This window comes from Culturomica sp. (assembly GCF_003524185.1).
GTDB lineage: Bacteria > Bacteroidota > Bacteroidia > Bacteroidales > Marinifilaceae > Culturomica > Culturomica massiliensis.
On sequence record NZ_DOED01000037.1, the window covers coordinates 17,664 to 40,749 of the forward strand.

Here is a 23,086-nt window from a genome sequence, read left to right on the forward strand (position 1 = left end):
TTTTATGAACAAACTGATCATGCTACTTTCCTTTCTGATTATAATCGGGATGGAAACGGGTATCGCACAATCTTTAACGATTCACGGTACGGTAACAGAAAAGGCGACAGGGGAGCCACTTCCGGGTGTCGGTATTCAAGTAAAAGGGACGGGAACAGGAACGACGACGGATATTAAGGGATATTATACCATTAGTGCTCAGAAGGGACAGGTGTTGTTATTTTCTTTCGTCGGGATGAAAACAAGAGAGGTAAAGGTTGAAGGGAGTAGTCCGATAGATATAAAGTTGGAGGCCGAAAACCAGGCTTTGGACGAAGTTGTTGTTGTCGGATACGGTGTTCAGCGCAAAGAAGCTTTGACCGGGGCCATGACTACGGTTAAATCCGAGAAGTTGGCAACCGTTACGGTTTCCAGTATTGATAAGGCTTTGCAGGGAAATGCTGCAGGTGTGATTGCAACGTCTGCCAGCGGTACTCCCGGTAGTTTTGCTACGATTCAGATTCGGGGAGCCGGTTCTGTAAATGCAGGAACGAGTCCGTTGTATGTTGTCGATGGTGTGCCTATCATGTCGGGATCAACTTCCGGCTGGGCTTCTTCTTCCAATGCGTTGGCTTCTTTGAATCCGGCTGATATCGAATCCTTGACGATATTAAAGGACGCTGCGGCGACAGCTATTTACGGGTCGCAGGCTGCCAATGGAGTTGTATTGATTACGACCAAGAAAGGAAAACAGGGAAAAACGCGGATTTCTGCTAATATCGAGCGCGGATTTTCAACTCCTACCAATACGAGGTTCGGGGTTTGTAGTTCTTCCGAGTTACTGATGCTCCAACGGGAGGCTGTCGATAATGCCCGGGATTATTTTAAAAGTGATGCATACGACTGGACTGATCCTGACGGCGCTTACTATTTGCCGGATGAACTGGCGAATACCAATACGGATTGGTGGGATGTGGTTACCCGTAACGCTTTGTATCAATCTTATGATGTTTCTGCATCCGGAGGTAATGAGAAAACTCGTTTTTTTGCTTCCGTATCTTACATGAAGCAAGACGGTATTGTTATCGGGACCGACTTTTCCCGTTTTTCTGCCCGTCTGAATCTGGATCATGAGATCAATAAGCATTTTTCTTTTAATATCAGCTTATCCGGTTCTAATGCGTCGCAGAATTATTCCTTGACGAATTGGGCTTATCAAAATCCTATTTTTGCTGCCTATTCTTTGCTGCCTTATGATTCGCCTTATAATGAGGACGGCTCGTGGCGGGAAACATTTACCCGGAATGCCAATGGAAATTACAATCCGTTGAACTATATGAATGAGTGCGAGCTGGGACAGAAAACGAAGTCCTTAATTTCGACTTCTTATTTGCAGTATCAGATTGTCCCCTGGCTGACCTTCCGGACGACTTTCGGTATGGATTACAAGATGACCCGGGAACGTACCCGTTACGGTGATAAATCGAATACGGGTATGTCCGAGGATTCTCCGATTAGTGTTCAGGATTTGCAATACTATCGTTGGACATCTTCCAATGTGTTGACTTTCAGTAAGGTGTTTACAGAAAAGCACAATGTAGAGGCTTTGTTGGGTTATGAGGCTACGGCTTATAAGAGTGATTATTTGTATGCCTCAGGTTCCGGAAGTAACGACGATATCCCTTATCTGAAGGCAGCTTCTGCGAATTTCGATGTGGATGAAGGATTGTCGGAGTATGCTTCTATCTCAATGTTCGGACGGGTAAATTATAGTTATGACAGCCGTTATTATATGGCTGCCAGTTTCCGGCGTGACGGTTCTTCCCGTTTCGGCGATAACAATAAATGGGCGAACTTCTGGTCGGTTTCAGGAGCCTGGAAACTTTCCGGAGAAAGTTTTATGAAAGCGGATTACCTCGATATGCTGAAGTTACGCTTGAGTTACGGAACAACCGGTAACTCTTCGATTGGCGATTATGCAAGTAAAGGTTTGTACAGTTCGACGAAATATGCGGGACTCGGTGGATTATTGCCTTCCCAACTGGCTAATCCGACATTATCCTGGGAAGAGTCGGCAACAACGAATCTGGCCGTAGATTTCGGTTTCCTGAATCGTATCAGCGGTACGGTAGAGTATTTCTGGAAAAAGACTTCGGATTTGTTGTTGAGTGAACAATTGTCTTATACAACCGGTTTCAGCAGTATTTTGAGAAATACAGGTTCGATTATGAACCGCGGATTGGAATTTCAGATTTCCGGACAGATTTTTAAAGACGGAAATTTTAAATGGACTTCGGATTTGAATATGACATTCCCGTCCAGTGAGATTTTAAGTTTGGGGGGAGTTGAAGAACGTTTTGAAGGAAACTATCAGAAGAGAAGGGTACACGGAAAGGCATTTACAGAATGGTATATGGCTGATTATGCCGGCGTAAACCCGGCCGACGGTATGCCGATGTGGTACGATGAAAACGGCGGGTTGACCTCCGATTATGGTAAAGCCCGTTATTCTTACCTGGGTACACCGGAACCGGATTTTTACGGTGGATTTACTAATACGTTCAGTTGGAAGGGGATTACGCTTTCCTGTATGTTCTATTTCAATTACGGTAATACGGTGAAATTCAACGATTATTATTATCTGGAAGGAGACGGAGCCGATGGTTTGGGTATGAATTTAAGCCGCAGGCAGCTGCAACGTTGGCAAAAACCGGGGGATATTACCGAAGTTCCGAAGCCGATTCTCGGTAATCCGACGAAATCACGGGATTGGTATAATTCCCGCTGGTTGGAAGACGGTTCATATATTCGTTTGAAAAATGTGACGCTTTCTTATGATTTCCCGAAGCATCTGATCGGAAAAATCGGTATCGATAATTTGCAGATTTATTTTAAAGGTACGAATCTTTGGACGCATTCCAATGTCTGGTCTTTGGATCCGGAAGTGGGTGTTTACGGATCTTCTTCCAATGTTTATCCGAATTCCCGTTCTTTTGTGTTCGGTCTGAATATTGGTTTATGATATGAACTATAAAAAGTAAAACCTATGAAAAAAGTATATAATATATTAGGCATCATCTTGAGTATAGCCTTGTTATGGTCTTGCTCATCCGATTTTATAGATAAGGATCCCAAGACGTCCATTTCTAATGAGAAAGCGCTTTCGACTTATGATAAACTGGTTCTGGCAACCAATGGTTTGTATGCGCCGTTGCTGGACAGGAGTTTGTACGGTGAGTCTTCGATATTGGCTCCGGATGTTATGGCAGACAATGTTGTGCTTTCGTCAGTAAAGGCATCCGGACGTTATATTCAGGAGTTTAATCTGACAATGGGATCTAATGACGGGCCTTCCGACGGTGTGTACAGTATGGGATATTACATTATATGTGCTGCCTGCAATGTGATCAACGCTATCGAGGCAAATAAGTTTGACCGTCAGGGGGCTACGGACGCACAGGTAAATCAGTTGCTGGGAGAGGCTTTGTTTATCCGGGCGATGGTACATTTCGATTTGTGCCGTTGGTTTGCTTATCCTTATCATTTTACGGATACAAAACTGGCGCCGGGGGCTGACGGTGCAGGCGGACATCCCGGTATTCCGGTTGTTTTGACGACTGAAATCGGTAAACCGGCACGGAGTACCGTGCACAAGGTGTATGAACAGGTTATTTCGGATTTGAAACGGGCAGCCGATCTGATGACGGAGAAGAAAGTCTGTTTCTGGGCTTCTTCAGAAGTAGCCAAGGCATTGCTGGCCCGCGTATATTTGTATCAGGGGAATAACCAGGATGCGGCTACGATGGCAACGGAAGTCATCGGTTCACATCGTTATGAATTGACTCCGGCAGCAGATTTTGTAAAATATTGGGCATTGGAAGGACAGAAGGAAACGATTTTTGAGTTGCAATCCAATAAGACCGATGACTATTTTTACGGAGGAAATAACAATCCGGGTGGTGTATACTTGTATTACGGAGATTTGGTGGCGGCAAATGAATTGGCGACATCTTACGAAGAAGGGGACGTGAGAGCGAAACTGGTCGTTTTGAATAAAGACGGGGAATATACCGTAAATAAATATCCGGGACGGGAAGGAACAGGGAACGTTGAAATCAATAATCCTCATATTCTGCGTTTGGCTGAAATGTATTTGATAAGGGCCGAAGCCAATCAGAAGAATAATTCACAAATCGGCGATACACCGTTGAATGATGTCAATGCCGTGCGTGCGAAACGCGGACTTTCGGGTTTACGGGTTGTTGACGGCAGTACAATTGCTTCGGAACGCCGGAAAGAACTGGCTTTTGAAGGACATCGCTGGTTCGATTTGTCCAGAAACGGTCAGGATAATGTACGCCCCGGTTGTAAGGCTACGCCGTTGGTGACATGGCCCGATAAACGTTTTGTATTGCCGATTCCATTGTATGAGATGAAGAATAACGGTAATATGGTGCAAAATATCGGTTATTGAGTGGTATCTAGGTTTTATGATTAAAACGAATGTTTATGAAAAAGATTTTAATTAATATAGGTTGGATTTTTGCTTTGGCCGGGATTTTGTTTTCCTGTGAAAAAAGTAAATTGGAACACTTGTACGAAGGACCTTGGTTTCTTGCTTTTCAATCGGGAGAGCTGACAGCTGTTGAAAGCGAGCCGGACCCGGTTGAGATCCCGGTGCAATTGGTTAGTACCGTAAGAAATACGCCGGTAAAGGTGGATTTTACGATTAATGCCGGGAGCCTGATTGCCGGTGAGGATTACGAATTGCTGAACGAGTCTCAGACTCTGACTTTCGCTCCGGGAGAGCTTACGCAGTACATACGGGTTCAACTGCATGATAACCTCGATATAAACGGCGATCAGCAGATTGTATTTACATTGACGTCGAACGATGCCGATATACAGATCGGACAACCGGGTACCGGAAGCAAGCGGGATGCTTGTACTCTGATCGTAAAAGATGACGATTGCCCGTTGGAATTGAACCTATTCTCCGGTAAAGTGAAAGGAAAAGAGACGACACCCTGGTGGGATAAGGTTGAATTTCCTGCGACATTTACGCCGATAGAGGAGCTTGCTCCGGGTAAAATCAAATATCATGTAAGCGGAATATTTTTTGCCGTTCAGTTGGAATATGCTTATAATGCATGGCTGGGAACTGCCGATCAGGCTGAATATAATGAAGTAGAAGTTGTTATCGACTTTACGAATCCGGCCAAGCCGACGATGTCCTGGGAAGAACAGCTTTCGGTAACCGTATATTGGGACGGAGATACGACGGGTGATGAGTATTGGATACAGGCTGCCGTTAATCAGCCGATAGCTATTTCCACATGTGATAAGACTTTAGAGTTTACCTATTATATGGCAAATCCGGATTGGGCGAGGTCGTATGCATTCCGGGTAGCGTTTAATTTTGGAGACTGACCGGATGTAATGTAAAACTTTAAATTTTGAAAGTTATGAATAGATTGAAATATGGTTTGTTAATCGTCGGTATCGTCTGTGGATTATCGGCCTGTGACGATGATAACGATTATGAGTATATACCGAAATTGCCGAGGGGCGGTTTTTTGGAGAAAACATCGGATCAAAGTGCGGATTATTTTATCAGTGATGCTGAAAACGTAGCTGTTCCGATGCAAATGAACCGGATGAAGGCCGGACAGAACCTTACGGTAAAACTGGATGTAAGCATTGAACCGGCAGAGTTGAGTTCTGCTATCGGTATACTGAAAAACGAAGTGGCTTTTAAAGGGAGTGAAAAAATTACTCCCGAATTGTTCAGCATAGATTGGAGTAAAGTGCCGGCCGGAAAAAGTTTGACGGTGACGGCTAAATTGCAGGAAGCCGATGATATTGATTTGAATACTATCTGTGCTTCTTATCAGATGAATGTGAGTAAGGCCGCTTTACCGATTCCCTGGTGTGATCCGCAAGGAGTGGGAGAGGTGATGTTGGATTTCGATGCGACGGCTCCCAAAAAGGTTTCACTGGCTTTATTGTCGATGACAAAGGCTGCCGTGCAGGATTTGGTCGTACCTTTCAAGTTGGAAACGGATTTGGTAGAAGGTACGGATTTCAAGATACTGGGGGAATACGGACATGCCTTTTTCGTACCAGCCGGAGAACGTTCAGCATCTATTGAAGTCGAGGTAAGGGGTGATTTATTCCCACAGGTCGGTTTTGAGCGGGTAAAACTGACGTTGACGGAGGAAGGTAAAAATCCCTCTCAGCTTTTTGAGTATGATCCGGCCTGGAAAGAAACCTGGCTGAAAATAGGGCGTAGTCCGGATTATGTGATGACACTGGACCCGAATGCCGAATACGAGGCTTTGTTGGCTGCCGGAGAAGGAAACAAAGAGTTTACAATAACCATTCCCAATGTATTGGATAAGGCCGCTGCCAGAAATATGACGATTCCTTTGAATTTAAACCAGTATATGGCTAAGTTGGGAATTCATTTCCAAATGGATGCGCCTTATCAGATGACAGTGCAGCAAGGCTCCCGGGATGCACAAGTGGTGCTGACTGTTTTGAGCGATGCTTTCGCTTCTTCGGATGATAATGTACCTTTATACATCGAACTGGCAGACCCCAGTGATGCCGTCAATTTCTGGACGACGATAACGTTAGGACGTGAATGACAAATAATAGGCGGGAGGTCCCTGACCGGGGGACTTCCCGTATTTTAAAATGTAAATCAATGTTGGTTATGTGGAAGAAATTATGGGGTGTATTTTGTTGTTGGGGTATGGTGACGGGAGGAATGGCTCAAGATGTTGTGCCGGTAAGGGCATTGTCCAGTCCGGAAATTATCAATCCTGCTTATTATAACCGGGAAACCGGTGTGTCAGCCGCTTTGTGGTATCGGCATCAATGGGGAAAACTGGAAGAATCTCCTCAATATATGGGTATTTCGCTACACAAGCTGTGGACTCCCGGAAAATGGGGGACGGGTGTCAACGGGGGATATAGTAAATCGGGGTACCGGAAAGATTATCAGTTCGGATTGACCGGAGACCGGGGATTTGCTCTGTCGGAAAATTCCCGTCTTTCTCTCGGACTTACTGCGGGGATGCAATTGGTGCGTTACGATTGGCCGGAGAATCTGGGAAGTGCAAAGCCGGAAGATTTTAATAAAGAATGGTTTTATGTTGCCGGAGGTGTTGCCTGGAATTACCGGGAATTGTCTTTGGGAGCAGGCTACCGGGGAGTGTGCCGGGACGGAGGTGCCGGGATGTATTCCAGGATAAGTTTGTATGGGGAATACCGGATTGGAATGGGATCCCGTTGGGATATTTTGCCGAGAGCGTTATATGTGTACGATAGCGATTGGGACAGTGATCTGGATTTAGGCGTTTTTGCCTATTACCGGAATATGGCCGGAATCGGTTTGATTTGGCGGAAAGAACAGGCAATAGGCGTACAGGGAGAAATGCGGTTACTGGACTGTCTGGCCGTTACTTATTGTTATGAACCATCGACCGGAACGGATGCCAATGTGTTCGGAGCCTCGCATGAAGTATCCCTGAAATTCAATTCCGGAGGTTTATATCGGAAGAAATAAGCAGATGTTTTAAATTTTCTTCTTTTGCCAGTGTGCGAATTTCAGGTATAGGTAGGAGACCAAACCGATAAATACACCGTAAATAAATTCGCTGCTCCAGACCCATTCTACCCGGGCATTGATATAAGAGGCGAAAAACCAAACCGAGAAGGTATAGGCTGCCAATACGACAAATTCGAGCAACAAGGCTTTGGTGGTGTTGCCGGTGCCGGAGACGCCTTCAAACATAGGCATCCCGATACTCATCGTGATTGCTGCACAGCAAACAACGAAAAGTGAAGAAACCGATTCCGCAGCCAAAGTCGTATCGTTTGTGTAGACAGACAATATAAAAGAGGGAAAGAATAAACAACAAAGTAGTATCGGCAGGATGGCCAGCATGCCCTGACCGATTGTTTTGAGTATCGTCGGGATAACTTCGTTTTGCTTACCGGCACCGATGAGGCGGCTCGTAAGCGTATTTGCCGTAGCTCCGAATGCGAATACCGGTATCATAATCAACATATAAACGCTCCGAATGATTCCGGATACGGCGATCGGCCCTTCTCCCATGTGCTCGACAAGTGCAAAAAAGATAAACCAGGTTCCGAAAGAAAATAATTTTTGCAGCATAGTCGGAAATGCCAGCCGGAGAATAGATTTCATCAACCAGCCTTCGAGTTTGTGAAAATAGAATAAGGCATATGTTTTCAACGGTAATTTTACGAGTGTATAGCCGATGAAGAAGAGAAGTGCGGAGATTTCGGCACAGACAGAAGCCAATGCTGCTCCACCGACTCCCATATTGGGGAATCCCCATTTGCCGAATATCAGGACATAATCGAGTACGATATTGACGATGGCCATCAATAGCGTGGAAAAACTGATTACTTTTGTATTGGAAAGTCCGATGTATAAAGCCCTGAAAAGAAAATTGAAACAGACGAAGACAATACCGTAATGCCGGTAATTCATGTAGTCCATTGCCGAATTATATATGTTGGGCGATTGAATGATGTTGTGAAGTATGCTGTCGGTAAAGTAATGCTGGATTAGAAACAATCCGGAGGATAAGAACAGCACAAATACCAGGCCGTGCTCGAAGATAACTCCGATACGGTTTAATTTGTTCTCTCCCAGACGGCGGGCTACGATGATTTGTATACCGATACTGAATCCCCAGGCCAAGGTTGAATAGACGTAATAATATATTCCTGCCATCATTGAGGCGCCTAAGGCAATGGGACTTAAGCGTCCTAAAAATGCCGTGTCCGTCAATGCAATTAAAGTTTGTGCCAGATTACCGAAAATGATCGGATAAGCAATGGTCCAGATGGTTTTGTTTTTAATCGAAGTCATATATTCCAGATTGCTTCGCAAAGGTAAGAAAAAAGCGTGTCGATATGTTTTTTAAATCCCTTTCATCAAAAGATTCGTTTGAAAATATTAATTTCGTCAATTGGAACGGGAGAAATACCGGATGGATATAAGCGGGAAGGTAGGATGAATTGAACCTTTTAGAGGCAATAGAGCAGACAATGGATTTACTTCACCGGTTTAAAATTGGCAGCTAAATCCTGTATTTGGATTTTAGTGGCATTGCTTTTTCGAAAGGAAGTTTTAAAATGCACCTATGTATTAGCGGTTATTCGAATAAAAATACTTAATACAATTTATTATGACGATAGAAGAACAAGTAAACGAAGGCATTAAAAATGCCATGAAAGCGAAAGAAAAAATTCGCCTGGAAGCCTTGCGGAATATCAAAAAAGTGATATTGGAAGCCAAAACCCGTCCGGGTGCAGATGGCATAGACGATGCCGAATGTATTAAAATCATTCAGAAACTGGCAAAGCAGAGTATGGATGCTGCTGAAATATATAAGCAGCAGGGGCGTACCGATTTGTATGAAGAGGAAAGCGGACAGCTTGAAGTATTGAGTTCGTTTTTACCGAAACAGATGTCGGAAGCGGAATTGACGGATGCTTTAAAAGCGATCATCGCTTCTGTCGGAGCAACCTCTCCCAAAGATATGGGTAAGGTGATGGGGGTTGCGACGAAGCAATTGTCGGGGAAGGCCGATGGTAAAGCGATTTCTGCTAAAGTAAAAGAATTACTGGGATAAGGAACAAGGCCGGAATTTAATTCCGGCTCGTTTCTTTTAAAGAAATTTTTTCCTAAAACCTTGTTTTATATCAAACGATTGCATATCTTGGCTGCATGTTAATTGCACCGGATATATATCGTATTTTACAGAACCGTTCCTATAAGGGACTTTATGAGTGCTGGATTTGTTAGCACTTTATACTTTTCTGTGTGTGATTCCGGAAACGAATGATACTTTCCGGAAATAATAATCCGAATTTATTTATTTTTTACTGTTATGCGTGGAAATATTTTCGATATTAAGCGCTATGCAATTCATGATGGCCCGGGAATACGGACAACTGTATTTCTGAAAGGATGTAATTTGCATTGTCGTTGGTGTCATAATCCGGAAAGTCAGTCTTTGCAACCGACGGTTATGTTACAGGTTCACCGGCTGGGAGATAAGGAGTTCCGGGAGGAGAGTACGGTAGGGTACAGTGTTACGACCGAGGAATTGATGTCAGAGATATTAAAAGACCAGGTGTTTTTTGAAGAATCGGGTGGAGGCGTGACCTTTTCGGGTGGAGAACCTTTGTTGCAGGCTCCTTTTTTACTTGAGATACTTAAGCTGTGTAAAGCTCATAAGATCAGTACTTGTATAGATACGGCCGGAGCTGTTTCCTGTGAAATGTTGGAAGAAATCTGCCGGTATACCGATTTGTTTCTGTATGATATGAAGACAGCGGAGGAGGCTAAATTTACGGAGTTTGTCGGTCGGGGATTTCATCAGGTGCTGGAGAATTTGGGATGTATAGCCGGGTACGGTAATCGGGTTATCATACGGATTCCCGTTATTCCCGGAGTAAACAACACCCCTGACGGGCAACAGGCTTTATTGGATTGTCTAAAACAATGGCCGGCTTTGCGTGAAGTGGAGTTTTTGCCTTATCACCGGACGGGGGCCGATAAGTATCGTCGTTTGGGGATGACCTATGAGATGGGAGATCTGGCTAGTATGACGGAAAAGGATCTTTGTGAGATAAAAGAGTGTTTCCGCCGAAACAACTATACGATATTGTAATGTAAAAACTATAAACTTTATAACTATGCAACTGAGTGAAAGAATTAAAAGACTGCGTGAACAGAGTCTGAATGCCGTGAATCGTATTTCGGCCGAACGTGCATTATTGATTACGGAATTTTATAAATCGGGTGTGGCCGATGCCGAACCGGTACCGGTTCAGCGGGCAATGTCGTTCCGTTATATTTTGGAACACAAATACATCTGTATTAACGAAGGGGAATTGATTGTCGGAGAAAGGGGACCGGCGCCTAAAGCAACCCCTACTTATCCGGAAATATGTGTGCATTCGATAAAAGACCTTGAGATATTGAATGACCGGGCAAAAGTGTCTTTTAAATCGGACGAGGAGACCCGTAAGGCTTATCGGGATGTGATTATTCCTTATTGGACGGGTAAATCCAACCGGGACAGAATTTTCAAAAGTTTACCGGAAGAATGGAAGGAGGCATACGCTGCCGGTATCTTTACCGAATTTCAGGAACAGCGGGCGCCGGGACATACCGTATTGGGTAAGAAAATGTTCCGTACGGGTTTGCTCGATCTGAAACGGGAAATTGAGGAAGCAATGGCTGAATTGGATATGCTGGACGATCCGGAAGGTGTGGATAAGCACGACGAATTGCGAGCCATGGAAATTGTTTGTGATGCCATGATTATGTATGCAGGCCGACATGCCGATAAGCTGGAAGAGTTGGCAGCGGCAGAAGCCGATCCGAAGCGTAAGTCTGAGTTAAAACAGATGGCAGAGGTTTGTCGCTGGGTGCCGGCACATGCTCCGCGTACTGTGCAGGAAGCTCTCCAACATTATTGGTTTATCCATCTGGGGGTCGTTACAGAGTTGAATCCTTGGGATTCTTTTAATCCGGGACGTCTGGATCAGAGTCTTTATCCGTTGTATGAAAAACAGATGCGGGAAGGATCTGCGACGAAGGAAGATATATACGAAGTGTTGGAGTCGTTCTGGGTAAAGTTTAATAACCATCCTTCTCCTCCTAAAGTGGGGGTTACCGCAGAGGAAAGTAACACATATACCGATTTTTCGCTGATCAATGTCGGAGGAGTAAAGGAAGACGGTAGTGACGGTGTAAATGAAATGTCTTATATTTTGCTGGATGTTATCCGGGAGATGCGTATTTTGCAGCCTAGTTCGATGATTCAGGTCAGCAAGAAGAATCCCGATCAGTTTATCCGGGCCGCCGTTGAGATTATTAAAACCGGATTCGGTCAGCCTTCGGTTTTCAATACGGATGCGTTGGTACAGGAAATGCTCCGGGCTGGAAAAGATGTTGTAGATGCCCGTAACGGCGGTTGTTCCGGTTGTGTGGAAACCGGAGCTTTCGGAACAGAGGCTTACATCCTTACCGGATATTTTAACCTGCCGAAAATATTGGAATTGACATTGAATAACGGATTTGATAAACGTACGGGCAAGCAACTCGGTTTGAAAACCGGTTGTTTGGTTGATTATACGACTTATGAAGAGTTGTTCGCTGCTTTCCGGGCTCAGGTGACACATTTTATGCGTATTAAACTGATCGGGAATAATATTATCGAACGGATTTTTATGCGCCATATGCCGGTGCCTTTCTTGTCTGTCCTGATTGAAGATTGTATTAAGAACGGTAAGGATTATATGTGCGGCGGTGCCCGTTATAATTCCAGTTATGTTCAGGGCGTTGGTCTGGGAAGCATTACGGATATGCTGACTTCTTTGCGGTATCATGTTTATGATAAGAAGGACGTCGGTGTGGAACAGATGGCTGCGGCTCTTGCTGCAGATTTTAAGGGATATGAAGAGTTGCAGTATCAATTTGTATACAAAACCCCGAAGTATGGAAATGACGATGATTATGCCGATAAACAGGAAGTAGAAGTTTTCGATTTATACTACGATGTGTTAAACGGGCATAAGTCTCCGAGGGGGGCTAATTATCGAGTAAATATGTTACCGACAACCTGCCACGTTTATTTCGGAAGTGTGACGGGGGCTACACCGGACGGGCGTAATGCCGGCAAACCCTTGTCAGAAGGAATATCTCCGGTACAGGGAGCCGATACCAAAGGACCGACGGCTGTGATTAAATCCGCCGCTAAGATCGATCATATCAAGACGGGGGGGACGTTGTTGAATCAGAAATTTACACCTTCCTTACTGGCAACGGAACAAGGGGCTACAAATCTGGTACATTTGATCCGTGCGTATTTCCGTATGGACGGACATCACATTCAGTTTAATGTTGTCAATGCTGATACATTGCGGGATGCTCAGAAGCATCCTGAAAACTATAAGGATTTGATTGTAAGGGTTGCCGGATACAGCGACTATTTCAATGATCTGGGTGAGGATTTGCAGAACGAGATTATTTGCCGTACCGAGCAAACTGAATTGTAGCGGTTTGTCTATAGCTTTTAAAGCTTGGGATGTTGATAACCTATTTTGCCGCAATTGTGGCAGAATAGGTTATTTTAAAACAGGATACCTCATTTTCTTGCCGGCTTTTTCCCTCATATTACAGTTATTTTACAACTGACTGTTTTTATTTTAATTCCGGTAACTCGATTCCTTTGATTTTCCGGTAAAGATTCAATGCATAAGAATCGGTCATACCGGATACGTAATCGACGACCGTTTGTATTTTGGTGTACATCGAGTCGTCTTTACTGACTTGGTATTGTTCCGGCATAACGGATAAGATGTTGCGGGCGTAATAGGTTTCCGGTTTGAGAACGGCATCCGTATATTCTTTCAGGATCGTTCCGAGGATTTTGAAACCGGCTATTTGAATCTGTGTGACGATATTGGTGTGGTATATCCGACTGTAAGCCAGTTCTGTACACTTGTCGTAAGCCATTTTGTTGGTGCCCGTCAGGTTTTTGATTAAACTGCTCTTGAATTCCCCCATCATAATGGTTTCGTAGTTTTGGCAGAAGATATCGGCACAGGCGTTGATCAGCTTGTTGATAATGCCGGCACGGAGGAAGGCGATGCGTTCGTTTTTGTCAGTTACCACTTTAAAAGTCCGGGCAATGATTTTCAGGTCTTCTTTGTCTTCGTTTTTGTCATAAAAATTTTCCAGGATATTTGTCGTTTCATCGTAAGAGAGTATCCGCATTTTATGTGAGTCTTCGATATCCATGATTTGGTAGCAAATGTCGTCGGCAGCCTCTACCAGAAATACAAGGGGGTGACGGACATATTGCAACGGATTTTCACTTATCCGGCGAATGCCCAATTCTTCGGCCACCTGCTGAAAGATTTCTTTCTCACTTTGGAAAAAACCGTATTTATAGCCTTTGGCGGAGGCTTTGGATTCGAAAGGATATTTGACGATGGAAGCCAGGGTTGTATAAGTCATGGTATATCCTCCCGGACGTCTTCCGTTGAAACTGTGTGTCAACAGGCGGAAAGCATTGGCATTGCCTTCGAAATGACTGAGATCGGCCCACTCTTCATCCGATAATAGCTTTTTAAAATACATGCCTTCTCCTTCGCTGAAAAAATAGGAAATAGCTTCTTCGCCCGAATGTCCGAAAGGAGGATTGCCTAAGTCGTGCGCCAGACAAGCGCTACTGACAATCGTACCGATTTCTTCCAGTAGTTCAGGATTGTCTATTGGCACATTTTGTTGTTTGATGAATTGGGCGATTTTATTGCCCAGTGACCGTCCTACGCTGGCCACTTCCAGACTATGTGTAAGGCGGTTGTGGACAAAAATATTTCCGGGCAAAGGAAATACCTGTGTTTTATTCTGCAAACGCCGGAAAGGGGAAGAAAAAATCAACCGGTCGTAATCGCGTTGGAACTGTGAACGGTCGTGAGAGTGAAATAAAGAAGCGGGGCTTCCCGGGTGGTAGCGATGTGCAGATAAAAGTGTATTCCAATCCATCATAAGGCTGTAAAAATAAAACGGTTTTCTTTAACGATGGGCGAAGGTACGATTAAAATGTCGAAAGTCAAAGGGAAGGATAATCGGAGAGGGAAGGAAAGAAAAAGAGGAGCTGAAAAAGCTCCTCTTTCTGCCGGATTTATTTTTTTACAAAATGGAAATGGCTGCCGAAACGTTCGAATGCAGCTTTGTCCAATTCTTCCTGATGTTGGGGAGCTGCAATAGCAATCAATGCTTTTGCACGTTCCTGTAAGGTTTTACCGTAGAGGTCTGCAACACCGAATTCCGTAACGACATAGTGAACATCAAAACGGGTGGTTACAACACCTGCTCCGTTCAGTAAAGTCGGGCTGATTTTGCTGACTCCTTTGGCCGTTACAGCCGGCATGGCGATGATCGGTTTGCCTCCTTCACTGGCAGCCGCTCCGCGGATGAAATCCAATTGACCGCCGCAACCGCTGTAAAACTTGCAACCCAGAGAGTCTGCATTTACCTGACCGGTAAGGTCGATGGACAGTGCCGAATTGATAGCTGTCAGTTTCGGCTGTTGGGCAATGATACAGGGATCGTTGGTGTAACCGACATCCATCATGGCTACGGCCGGATTGTCATCGATAAAATCGTATACTTCTTTGGAACCCATCAGAAAGGTAGAAACAATCTTCCCTTTGTCGTATTTTTTATTCAGGTTGTTGATAACGCCTTTGTAGTAAAGCGGAAGAACTCCGTCAGCGAACATTTCGGTGTGGATTCCCAGATTTTTGTGGTTACCCAATTGGGATAATACGGCGTTCGGAATGGCTCCGATACCCATTTGCAGACAGGCACCGTCTTCGATCAAACCGGCACAGTTTTTACCGATTTTGATGTCTTGTTCGGAGGGTTGAGCCGGTTTGGCTTCGATCAGCGGGGTGTCGTCTTCACAGAAAATGTCGATATCCGATAATTTTATGATAGCATCTCCCCAGGCACGCGGAACGTTCGGGTTGATGACGGCAATAACCGTTTTAGCCGTTTGTACGGCAGCCAGGGTTGCATCTACGGAAGTACCCATAGATACGTAGCCGTGCTTGTCCGGAGGACAAACCTGGATCATGGCAACGTCTACGGGGGTAATCCCCATGCGGATCAATTTTTGAGTTTCGCTCAGATGAACCGGAATGTAGTCGGCCCAACCTTCCTGTGTCGCTTTGCGTACGTTATGACCTACGAAAAACGATTCCAGGAAAAATACGCCTTCAAATTCCTGTTCTGCATAGGGAGCACATCCTTCCGTGTGGAGGTGTTGTAATTTTATGTCTTTCAGTTCTCCGGCACGTCCCCGGGCACAAAGAGCCTGAATTAATCCCTGCGGTGCACAGGCGACGCTGTGGATATGAATCCGGTCGCCGGATTTCACCACTTTTACAGCTTCTTCGAATGATACTGTTTTTATTCCTTGATACATGATACTGATATTTTGATTAAATTCCTAGCGTTTTCAAACGAATGCGAAGGTAGTAAGAAAACTAAAAAATGAAAAGAAAAAGAGGGAATTAAAATCACCCGGATAAATGATCAGAATTTGCGTACACGGTCCATATCCCGCTTGGCATCTTTGAGCTTGAGCGATTCCCGTTTGTCGTATTCTTTTTTACCGCGTGCCAGGGCGATGCGTAATTTTGCCCAGCCTTTGTCTGTCAGGAACAGTTTGACCGGAATGATCGTAAGACCGCTTTCCTTGATTTTACGTTCCAGTTTACGGAGTTCTTTCCGGGTGAGCAGAAGTTTCCGTTCCCGTTTTTCATCGTGATTGTAGTAAGTACCTAAACGGTATTCCGCAATGTGAATGCCTTTTACCCAAAGTTCACCCCGGTCGAAATAACAATAGGAATCGACAAGGCTGGCTTTTCCGGCACGTATGGATTTTATTTCTGTGCCGGTCAGAATCATTCCGGCATTGTATTCTTCAATAAACTCGTAATCGAAAGAAGCACGTTTGTTGCGAATGTTGATATCGTTACTCATGATATGGGCTTACAAGTTAAAAACGGGTATGTGAAATAAAATCATTAACAATCTCTTACAAATGACCGGAATACATATGATAGACAAGGCCATGATAATCAGCATACTGGTTTTTTGGCCGGTTTCCAGTTTGGTAATCCCCGAAATACCGGCGTGTAGGGTGCGTAAAAATATCAGGCTGATCAACCCTAATAATTGACTCCAGAAACCGCTGACTAATGCAACAGAAAGACTGTGGAACAAGGTAAAAACTGCCGCACTGTAAACGGACAAATGCAAAGCTGTGCCTTCGGCATCCGGAAGCTTACCGGTCAGGTATTCCCGCGTGATGATAAAAGTCAGATAAGTTCCCAGTGTTATTGATATAAAGTTGATCAGTGTATACAGCAATGTATGTAATCCGTTGTAATGCAAAAGACCGAGTAATAAAACAACGATAGAGGCCATGATAGCCAGTGGAATCAGGTAATTGGAAAACAATTGGAGCGGCGAATCGTGTTCATTGTCGATAAGGCTCCATTCCCGTTTGGGATTCAGGATCAGTTGCCGGGTTCTTGCGTAATATTTTTTGAGATCATCTTTATTTATCATACCGCAAAAATACCAAATTTAAAGATAAAATAAGATCATTCGTTCCCATTTTTGCAGAATTATGAAAATATGAAAATTCCAGACCCGGAAGAATGATCTTTGACGGTTCTAAAATAACCTGTTTACGGATCGATTTGTAAAGTTTAGAATGAGATACTGGGATTTTTCGACGCGGTGATACCGGTTGCACTTTTCGCAAATACCTGTGGATACTGGAATTTTGATATATATTGAATATTTTTTACAAAAAGTGGGTGAAAGTGGTTTAAAGTGGGATTTTTTTTTTACTTTTACCTTTTGAAAGAATTGCCTTTTAAAATTTGGTATTTGTATTCAATGTGCATTGGATCAGATAGTAAAGAATGCAATTGAATCGTGAGTTTTAGATGATATGTTTAAATCGATGGAATAAATTCGTTATCGGGTTTGTCTGGTTTAAAATTTGAAATCTACAATTAAAATCTGAGTTGGCATGTTATCGTTTATCGGAGATTATTCATGTAAGGCAGATGGCAAGGGACGGGTTGTGGTACCGGCTTCTTTTCGGAAGGTTATGCAGGTATCGCAACAGTCGGTTTTTGTCTTACGTAAGAATATATTCGAAACTTGTGTCGATATGTATCCTTATTCGGAGTGGGAGGCTTTGATGGCAGGTGTAAGGGGGAAATTGAATCCGTTTGACCGGAATCACGCTGCTTTTTTGCGGGGATGGTACCGGGGGACTTTGGAGGTTGAGATGGACGGAAACGGCCGGATTTTGTTGCCGAAACGTTTGCTGGAGGAGATCGGGGTGGATAGGGAGCTTGTGCTGGCCGGACAGGATGCGAAAATTGAAATCTGGAGCGAACAGGCTTACCGGCAATCTGCAATAGATCCGGAAGAGTTTGCCGGATTGACACAACAGGTTTTTGGAATTTGAAAAAAGAGAGTTATGTCTGAATATCATGTACCGGTGTTGTTGAAGGAGTCTGTCGACGGATTGGATATCCGTCCGGGGGGTGTATATCTGGATTTGACATTCGGAGGAGGGGGGCATTCCAGGGAGATATTGAACCGTTTACAACAAGGACATTTGTTGGGTTTCGATCAGGATGAGGATGCTTTGGTGAATGTGCCTGAAGACGAACGCTTTATTTTTGTCAATCACAATTTCCGTTATCTGCGGAATTTTGTGCGTTATTACGGATTCGGAAAGGTGGACGGTATTTTGGCGGATTTGGGCGTTTCTTCTCATGAGTTTGACGAAGCGGATCGGGGTTTTTCTTTTCGTTATGAGGCGGAGCTGGATATGCGGATGAATCGTCGGAGCAAGCTGAAAGCTTCGGATGTCTTGAATACCTATACGGATGATGTTTTGGTGAATATTTTCCGGAATTACGGTGAGGTGGAAAATGCCGGCCGGTTGGTCGGGGCGATTGTGAAGGCCCGGCAGGAGAAAGCAATCGTGACTTCTGAGGATTTTTATCAGGCTATTTTTTCCTGTATTCCTAAAATGAAGGAGAAAAAATACCTGGCAAAGGTGTATCAGGCTTTACGTATCGAAGTGAACGGAGAATTAGATGCTTTGAAAGAAATGCTCGGAGCTGCCGGAGAGGTGTTGCGGCCGGGCGGACGTCTGGTGGTGATTACCTATCATTCCTTGGAAGACCGGTTGGTGAAGAATTTTTTTAAGACGGGAAATATTGAGGGGAAAGTCGAAAAAGATATGATATACGGGCACGAAACGAAGGGATTTGAACTGGTGAACCGGAAAGTGATTGTGCCTTCGGAGGATGAGATTACTGCGAATCCGAGGGCAAGGAGCGCTAAATTACGGATCGCGGTTAAATCGGATGACAAATTGAAGGATTAGTGATGGCAGAGGTAATATGGGACTTTTCAGTAAAAATAGGGATTTTATTGCTCCGAAAGATGAATTGAAGGAGACGGTGGGCAGCTCAGTGAAAGAGTTGCTGGACGGGCGTATATTGGCAGATAAAGTGATACGGAAAAATATAGCCTTTATTCTTTTCCTTACGTTTTTGGGTATATTTTATATTGCAAACGGATACAGTGCCGAGAAGTTGTATAAGAAGAGGGTAGCGATGGAACGGGAGGTCCGGGAACTGCGCTTTGAATCGATTACTGCTGCTGCACAACTGATGTTTATAAGTAAGCAGTCGGAAGTGAAAAAGCGGATCAATGAAGAAGGTCTTAATTTGCAGGAGAGTAAAGAGCCTCCTGTAAAATTATACAGGAGGTAGGCCTATGTCAATGAAAGGTGAAATCGTTTGGCGTATCGGTCTGGTATATGTACTGATGATCATAATAGCCGGAGCCGTGGTATTTCAGGCTTTGCGGGTACAGATGTGGGAAGGGGAAAAGTGGCGTAAGCAGTCGGTGGCCGTTCGGGTGAAAGACTTTGAGGTGGCACCGAACCGGGGCGATATCTGCGCGAGCGACGGACGGAAGTTAGCCAGCTCGGTGCCTTATTATGAGCTTCGTTTTGATGGTTCTGTTGTCGAAAGCGGGGTGTTTCAACAGAAAGTTGATAGTCTGGCTTTGTGTCTTTCCCGTTTTTTTAAAGATGAGTCTCCGGCGTTTTACCGGAAAAAATTAGGTATAGCCAAAAGTCAGAAAAAACGTTATTTTCTGATCAATCGTCGTAAAGTTTCTTTTACAGAATTAAAGGAAATACGTCAGTTTCCGATTTTCCGGCTGGGGAAAAACCGGGGAGGTTTAATTGAGGTGATGAGCAGTGTGCGCTTGCAACCTCATGTTAATCTGGCTACGCGTACGATCGGTTATCTGAACGAGTCGGAGGACGGTAGTTTTGAGGGACGTGTCGGATTGGAAGGGGCTTTTGAGAACGAATTGAAGGGGGAACCCGGCCGGAGTATCAAACAGATGATGTCCGGGACTTGGGTGCCGGTGACGGTGGAAGAACCTGTGGACGGGAATGATGTGATTACGACAATTGATGTCGATTATCAGGATATTGTTCAGAATGCTTTACTGAGACAATTGGAAAAATTTGAGGCGGTTAATGGTACAGCTATTTTGATGGAAGTGAGAACCGGGGATGTAAAAGCGATAGCAAATTTAACGCGGACAGCGAGTGGAAGTTACCGGGAAGATATGAATTATGCGGTCGGGGATGCAGGAGAACCGGGATCGGTGATCAAAGCAGCGACAATGATTGCTTTGCTGGAGGATGGCTATGTGGAACCCCAGGATACGGTAGATTTGGGGGGGACCGGACGGTATCAGTTTTATAAAAATTACCTGACGGATTCAGACAATAAGAAGCCGGGCAAAATTTCTGTGCAGCATATTTTTGAAATTTCGTCTAACGGTATTGCCCGGTTGGTATTCGATCATTACAAAGATAAACCGGAACGTTTTGTGAACCGATTATGCGGAATGGGACTGGATAAAAAGCTGGGCGTTCGGATCAAGGGGGAAGGCGAGCCTTACATCAAGCATCCGGGAGATAAAGATTGGAGCGGACTTACGCTTCCCTGGATGAGCATCGGATATGAATTGAAGATAACGCCTTTACAGATGCTGGCTTTTTACAATGCGATAGCCAATGACGGACAGCGTATGCGGCCTCGTTTTGTGAAAGAGATACGCAACCGGGGGGAGGTGATTGAGCGGATAGATCCGGAAGAAGTGGGGGGACGGATATGCAGCCGGAGCACATTGAGGAAGATTAGGGAAATGTTGGAAGGGGTGGTTGAGAATGGGACCGGACGAAATATCCGTACGGATAAATACAGGATTGCAGGAAAAACGGGTACGGCCCGAATTGCAACGGGAACAGAGGGGTATGGCATACGGAAATACAGGGCCAGTTTTGTCGGTTTTTTTCCTGCTGACGAGCCTTTGTATTCTTGTGTCGTTGTAGTGAATAATCCTTCTCTTTCGAAAGGATTTTATGCGAATCAGGTGGCTAGTCCGGTTTTCCGGGAGATTGCAGATAAGGTATATTCGATTGCCTATATGCAATATGGGGAAGTGAAGACGGAGCCGGTAAAAGGTTTGCCGGTATGTAAAAACGGACTTAAAAGGGATTTTTTGGAGATTTTCGGTGAATTGGATTATGAGCTGGAAGGGGTGGATGAGGTGGAGGAAAACGATTGGGTGTTGACAGCCAGTGCAGAAAGTGAGCATGTGGTGTTGAAACCCCGGCGGATCACTAACTCTCAGGTGCCGAATGTAAAAGGTATGGGATTGAGGGATGCTTTGTTTGTGTTGGAGAATGCCGGTTTAAAAGTCGGGGTAAGCGGTGCCGGAATGGTACAAAGCCAGTCGATTAATCCGGGTACGGAAGTGCGGGAGGGGAGTTGGATACAGATTGTATTGCGATAAAAGACGGTACGGTAAAGCCGTATATATAAAAATGGTATCATGAAGTTAAAAGATTTAATTGCAGGAGTCGATTGTAAAGAAGTTCGGGGAACGACGGAGATGGCTGTCGGATCGGTACATTTCGATTCCAGAAAAGTAGGTCATGGAGATTTGTTTGTGGCCCAGAGGGGAGTGAGTGCAGATGGACATGCTTATATCGGGAAGGCAATAGAAGCCGGAGCTGTGGCTGTCGTTTGTGAAGAGTTGCCGGAAGAATTGGACGCCCGGGTATGTTATATTGTTGTCGGGGATTCTTCGGCAGCTTTGGGAACAATTGCTTCCTGTTATTACGGAGAGCCTTCGCGACAAATGATACTGGTGGGGGTAACGGGTACGAACGGGAAAACGACGACGGCGACTTTACTGTATGAATTGGTACGATTGATGGGGAAAAAGGCTGGTTTGTTATCGACGGTTTGTAATTATATCGACGAAGAAAGATGTCCGTCCACTCATACGACTCCGGATGCATTGGAGATCAATAGTTTTATGCGGCGGATGGTTGATGCCGGCTGTGAATATTGTTTTATGGAAGTCAGTTCTCATGCGGTTCATCAGAAACGTATTGCCGGTTTGGATTTCGATGGGGCGGTATTTTCAAATATTACGCATGATCATTTGGATTATCATAAGACATTCAGGGCTTATATCGAAGCGAAAAAGGCGTTTTTTGACGGTTTGAAAAAAGAGGCTTTTGCACTGACGAATCTGGACGATAAGAACGGTATGGTCATGTTGCAGAATACGGTGGCCCGGAAATATACGTATTCTTGCCGGACATTGGCGGATTTTAATTGTAAGCCTGTGGAGAAACATCTGGACGGGACTCTTTTGGCGCTGGACGGTTGTGAGGTATGGACGAAGTTTACAGGAGATTTCAATGCCTATAATTTGTTGGCGGTATATGCTTCGGCTTGTCTGATGGGGTTGGAAAAAGAGGAGGTATTGCGCTGTATGAGTTTGCTGGTTCCGGTGTCGGGACGTTTTGAAACGTTGATGTCTCCGGAAGGAATTGTTGCTGTTGTCGACTATGCTCATACGCCCGATGCATTGGAAAATGTATTGACGACGATACAGGGGTTGAAGGGAAAGAACAATAAGGTAATTACGGTTGTCGGTGCCGGCGGTGACCGGGATAAGACCAAAAGACCGGAAATGGCGGATGCGGCCTGCCGGTACAGTGACCGGATCATACTTACTTCTGACAATCCCCGGAGTGAGGAGCCTGGTGCGATCATTGCCGATATGCAGGCCGGGGTAAAGGATGAATACAGAAAGAACGTGTTGTCGATTACTGACCGGAAAGAGGCAATCCGGACGGCCCTGATGATGGCAGCGAAGGGTGATATTGTACTGATTGCGGGAAAAGGACATGAGAATTATCAGGAAATAAAAGGAGTGAAGCACCATTTTGACGATAAGGAAGTGGTAAAAGAGATTTTTAATATGTAATATTAAATGGGGAAGGGGCTTTGATTTGGTGTTCGTTCCCAATTATTCAATTTT

18 protein-coding genes are annotated in these 23,086 nt (G+C 44.7%); 13 read left to right on the forward strand and 5 right to left on the reverse strand.

All coding sequences use genetic code 11. From position 1 onward, the window contains the following. Window positions 1–4 precede the first annotated feature (4 nt). The 5 genes from DD657_RS12595 (at window position 5) to DD657_RS12615 (ending at window position 7,552) form a co-directional block, all read left to right on the forward strand. Window positions 5–3,001 (forward strand): SusC/RagA family TonB-linked outer membrane protein, encoded by a 2,997-nt coding sequence (locus DD657_RS12595; protein ID WP_287050118.1) that lies wholly within the window; start codon window positions 5–7, stop codon window positions 2,999–3,001. Window positions 3,002–3,025: 24 nt separating this feature from the next. Continuing rightward, on the forward strand, window positions 3,026–4,453 hold the full coding sequence (locus tag DD657_RS12600; RefSeq protein WP_068688271.1) for a RagB/SusD family nutrient uptake outer membrane protein: 1,428 nt from the start codon (window positions 3,026–3,028) through the stop codon (window positions 4,451–4,453). 35 nt (window positions 4,454–4,488) lie between these two features. Further along, window positions 4,489–5,409: a Calx-beta domain-containing protein gene (locus DD657_RS12605; protein WP_021986527.1), complete on the forward strand. Its 921-nt coding sequence runs from the start codon at window positions 4,489–4,491 to the stop codon at window positions 5,407–5,409. A gap of 35 nt (window positions 5,410–5,444) precedes the next feature. Continuing rightward, window positions 5,445–6,629 (forward strand): hypothetical protein, encoded by a 1,185-nt coding sequence (locus DD657_RS12610; protein WP_021986528.1) that lies wholly within the window; start codon window positions 5,445–5,447, stop codon window positions 6,627–6,629. A 68-nt stretch (window positions 6,630–6,697) separates the two neighbouring features. Continuing rightward, window positions 6,698–7,552: a type IX secretion system membrane protein PorP/SprF gene (locus tag DD657_RS12615; protein ID WP_287050120.1), complete on the forward strand. Its 855-nt coding sequence runs from the start codon at window positions 6,698–6,700 to the stop codon at window positions 7,550–7,552. A gap of 9 nt (window positions 7,553–7,561) precedes the next feature. Here DD657_RS12615 and DD657_RS12620 read toward each other — a convergent pair whose 3' ends face one another. After that, the gene (locus tag DD657_RS12620) at window positions 7,562–8,890 is read right to left on the reverse strand and encodes an MATE family efflux transporter (protein WP_021986530.1); all 1,329 of its coding nucleotides are present in this window, start codon (window positions 8,888–8,890) and stop codon (window positions 7,562–7,564) included. 319 nt (window positions 8,891–9,209) lie between these two features. On the opposite strand from DD657_RS12620, the gene DD657_RS12625 reads away from it, so the two are divergent. From DD657_RS12625 to hypD, 3 genes are all read left to right on the forward strand, one after another. Further along, window positions 9,210–9,656, forward strand: a complete 447-nt coding sequence (locus DD657_RS12625; RefSeq protein WP_021986531.1) for a GatB/YqeY domain-containing protein — start codon at window positions 9,210–9,212, stop codon at window positions 9,654–9,656. A gap of 258 nt (window positions 9,657–9,914) precedes the next feature. Then, window positions 9,915–10,700, forward strand: a complete 786-nt coding sequence (locus tag DD657_RS12630) for a glycyl-radical enzyme activating protein (protein WP_287050124.1) — start codon at window positions 9,915–9,917, stop codon at window positions 10,698–10,700. A 25-nt stretch (window positions 10,701–10,725) separates the two neighbouring features. Then, window positions 10,726–13,095, forward strand: a complete 2,370-nt coding sequence (gene hypD, locus DD657_RS12635; protein ID WP_287050126.1) for a trans-4-hydroxy-L-proline dehydratase — start codon at window positions 10,726–10,728, stop codon at window positions 13,093–13,095. A gap of 145 nt (window positions 13,096–13,240) precedes the next feature. Here the strand turns inward: hypD and DD657_RS12640 are convergent, their stop codons facing one another. The 4 genes from DD657_RS12640 to DD657_RS12655 all read right to left on the reverse strand — a co-directional run bounded on the left by DD657_RS12640 (window position 13,241) and on the right by DD657_RS12655 (window position 17,188). After that, entirely contained in the window at window positions 13,241–14,593 is a 1,353-nt protein-coding gene (locus tag DD657_RS12640; protein WP_021986534.1) for a deoxyguanosinetriphosphate triphosphohydrolase, read from the reverse strand. A 136-nt stretch (window positions 14,594–14,729) separates the two neighbouring features. Beyond that, window positions 14,730–16,037, reverse strand: coding sequence for an acetyl-CoA hydrolase/transferase family protein (locus DD657_RS12645; protein WP_021986535.1), 1,308 nt, complete (start codon window positions 16,035–16,037; stop codon window positions 14,730–14,732). Window positions 16,038–16,147: 110 nt separating this feature from the next. Then, complete coding sequence (gene smpB, locus DD657_RS12650) at window positions 16,148–16,597, reverse strand: SsrA-binding protein SmpB (protein ID WP_021986536.1); 450 nt, start codon at window positions 16,595–16,597, stop codon at window positions 16,148–16,150. A gap of 9 nt (window positions 16,598–16,606) precedes the next feature. Next, complete coding sequence (locus DD657_RS12655) at window positions 16,607–17,188, reverse strand: hypothetical protein (protein ID WP_118773946.1); 582 nt, start codon at window positions 17,186–17,188, stop codon at window positions 16,607–16,609. A gap of 472 nt (window positions 17,189–17,660) precedes the next feature. Here DD657_RS12655 and DD657_RS12660 point away from each other — a divergent pair, with 472 nt between their 5' ends. Genes DD657_RS12660 through DD657_RS12680 form a run of 5 tightly spaced genes read left to right on the forward strand, consistent with a single transcriptional unit; the run spans window position 17,661 to window position 23,032 of the window. Then, complete coding sequence (locus DD657_RS12660) at window positions 17,661–18,107, forward strand: division/cell wall cluster transcriptional repressor MraZ (protein WP_021986538.1); 447 nt, start codon at window positions 17,661–17,663, stop codon at window positions 18,105–18,107. A 12-nt stretch (window positions 18,108–18,119) separates the two neighbouring features. Next, a complete protein-coding gene (gene rsmH, locus DD657_RS12665; RefSeq protein WP_021986539.1) occupies window positions 18,120–19,040 on the forward strand; it encodes a 16S rRNA (cytosine(1402)-N(4))-methyltransferase RsmH in 921 nt (306 codons plus the stop codon). Between the two features lie 16 nt (window positions 19,041–19,056). After that, complete coding sequence (locus DD657_RS12670; protein WP_021986540.1) at window positions 19,057–19,431, forward strand: FtsL-like putative cell division protein; 375 nt, start codon at window positions 19,057–19,059, stop codon at window positions 19,429–19,431. A gap of 4 nt (window positions 19,432–19,435) precedes the next feature. Beyond that, window positions 19,436–21,541: a PASTA domain-containing penicillin-binding protein gene (locus DD657_RS12675; protein WP_021986541.1), complete on the forward strand. Its 2,106-nt coding sequence runs from the start codon at window positions 19,436–19,438 to the stop codon at window positions 21,539–21,541. A gap of 39 nt (window positions 21,542–21,580) precedes the next feature. Further along, a complete protein-coding gene (locus DD657_RS12680) occupies window positions 21,581–23,032 on the forward strand; it encodes a UDP-N-acetylmuramoyl-L-alanyl-D-glutamate--2,6-diaminopimelate ligase (protein WP_287050130.1) in 1,452 nt (483 codons plus the stop codon). Window positions 23,033–23,086 lie beyond the last annotated feature (54 nt).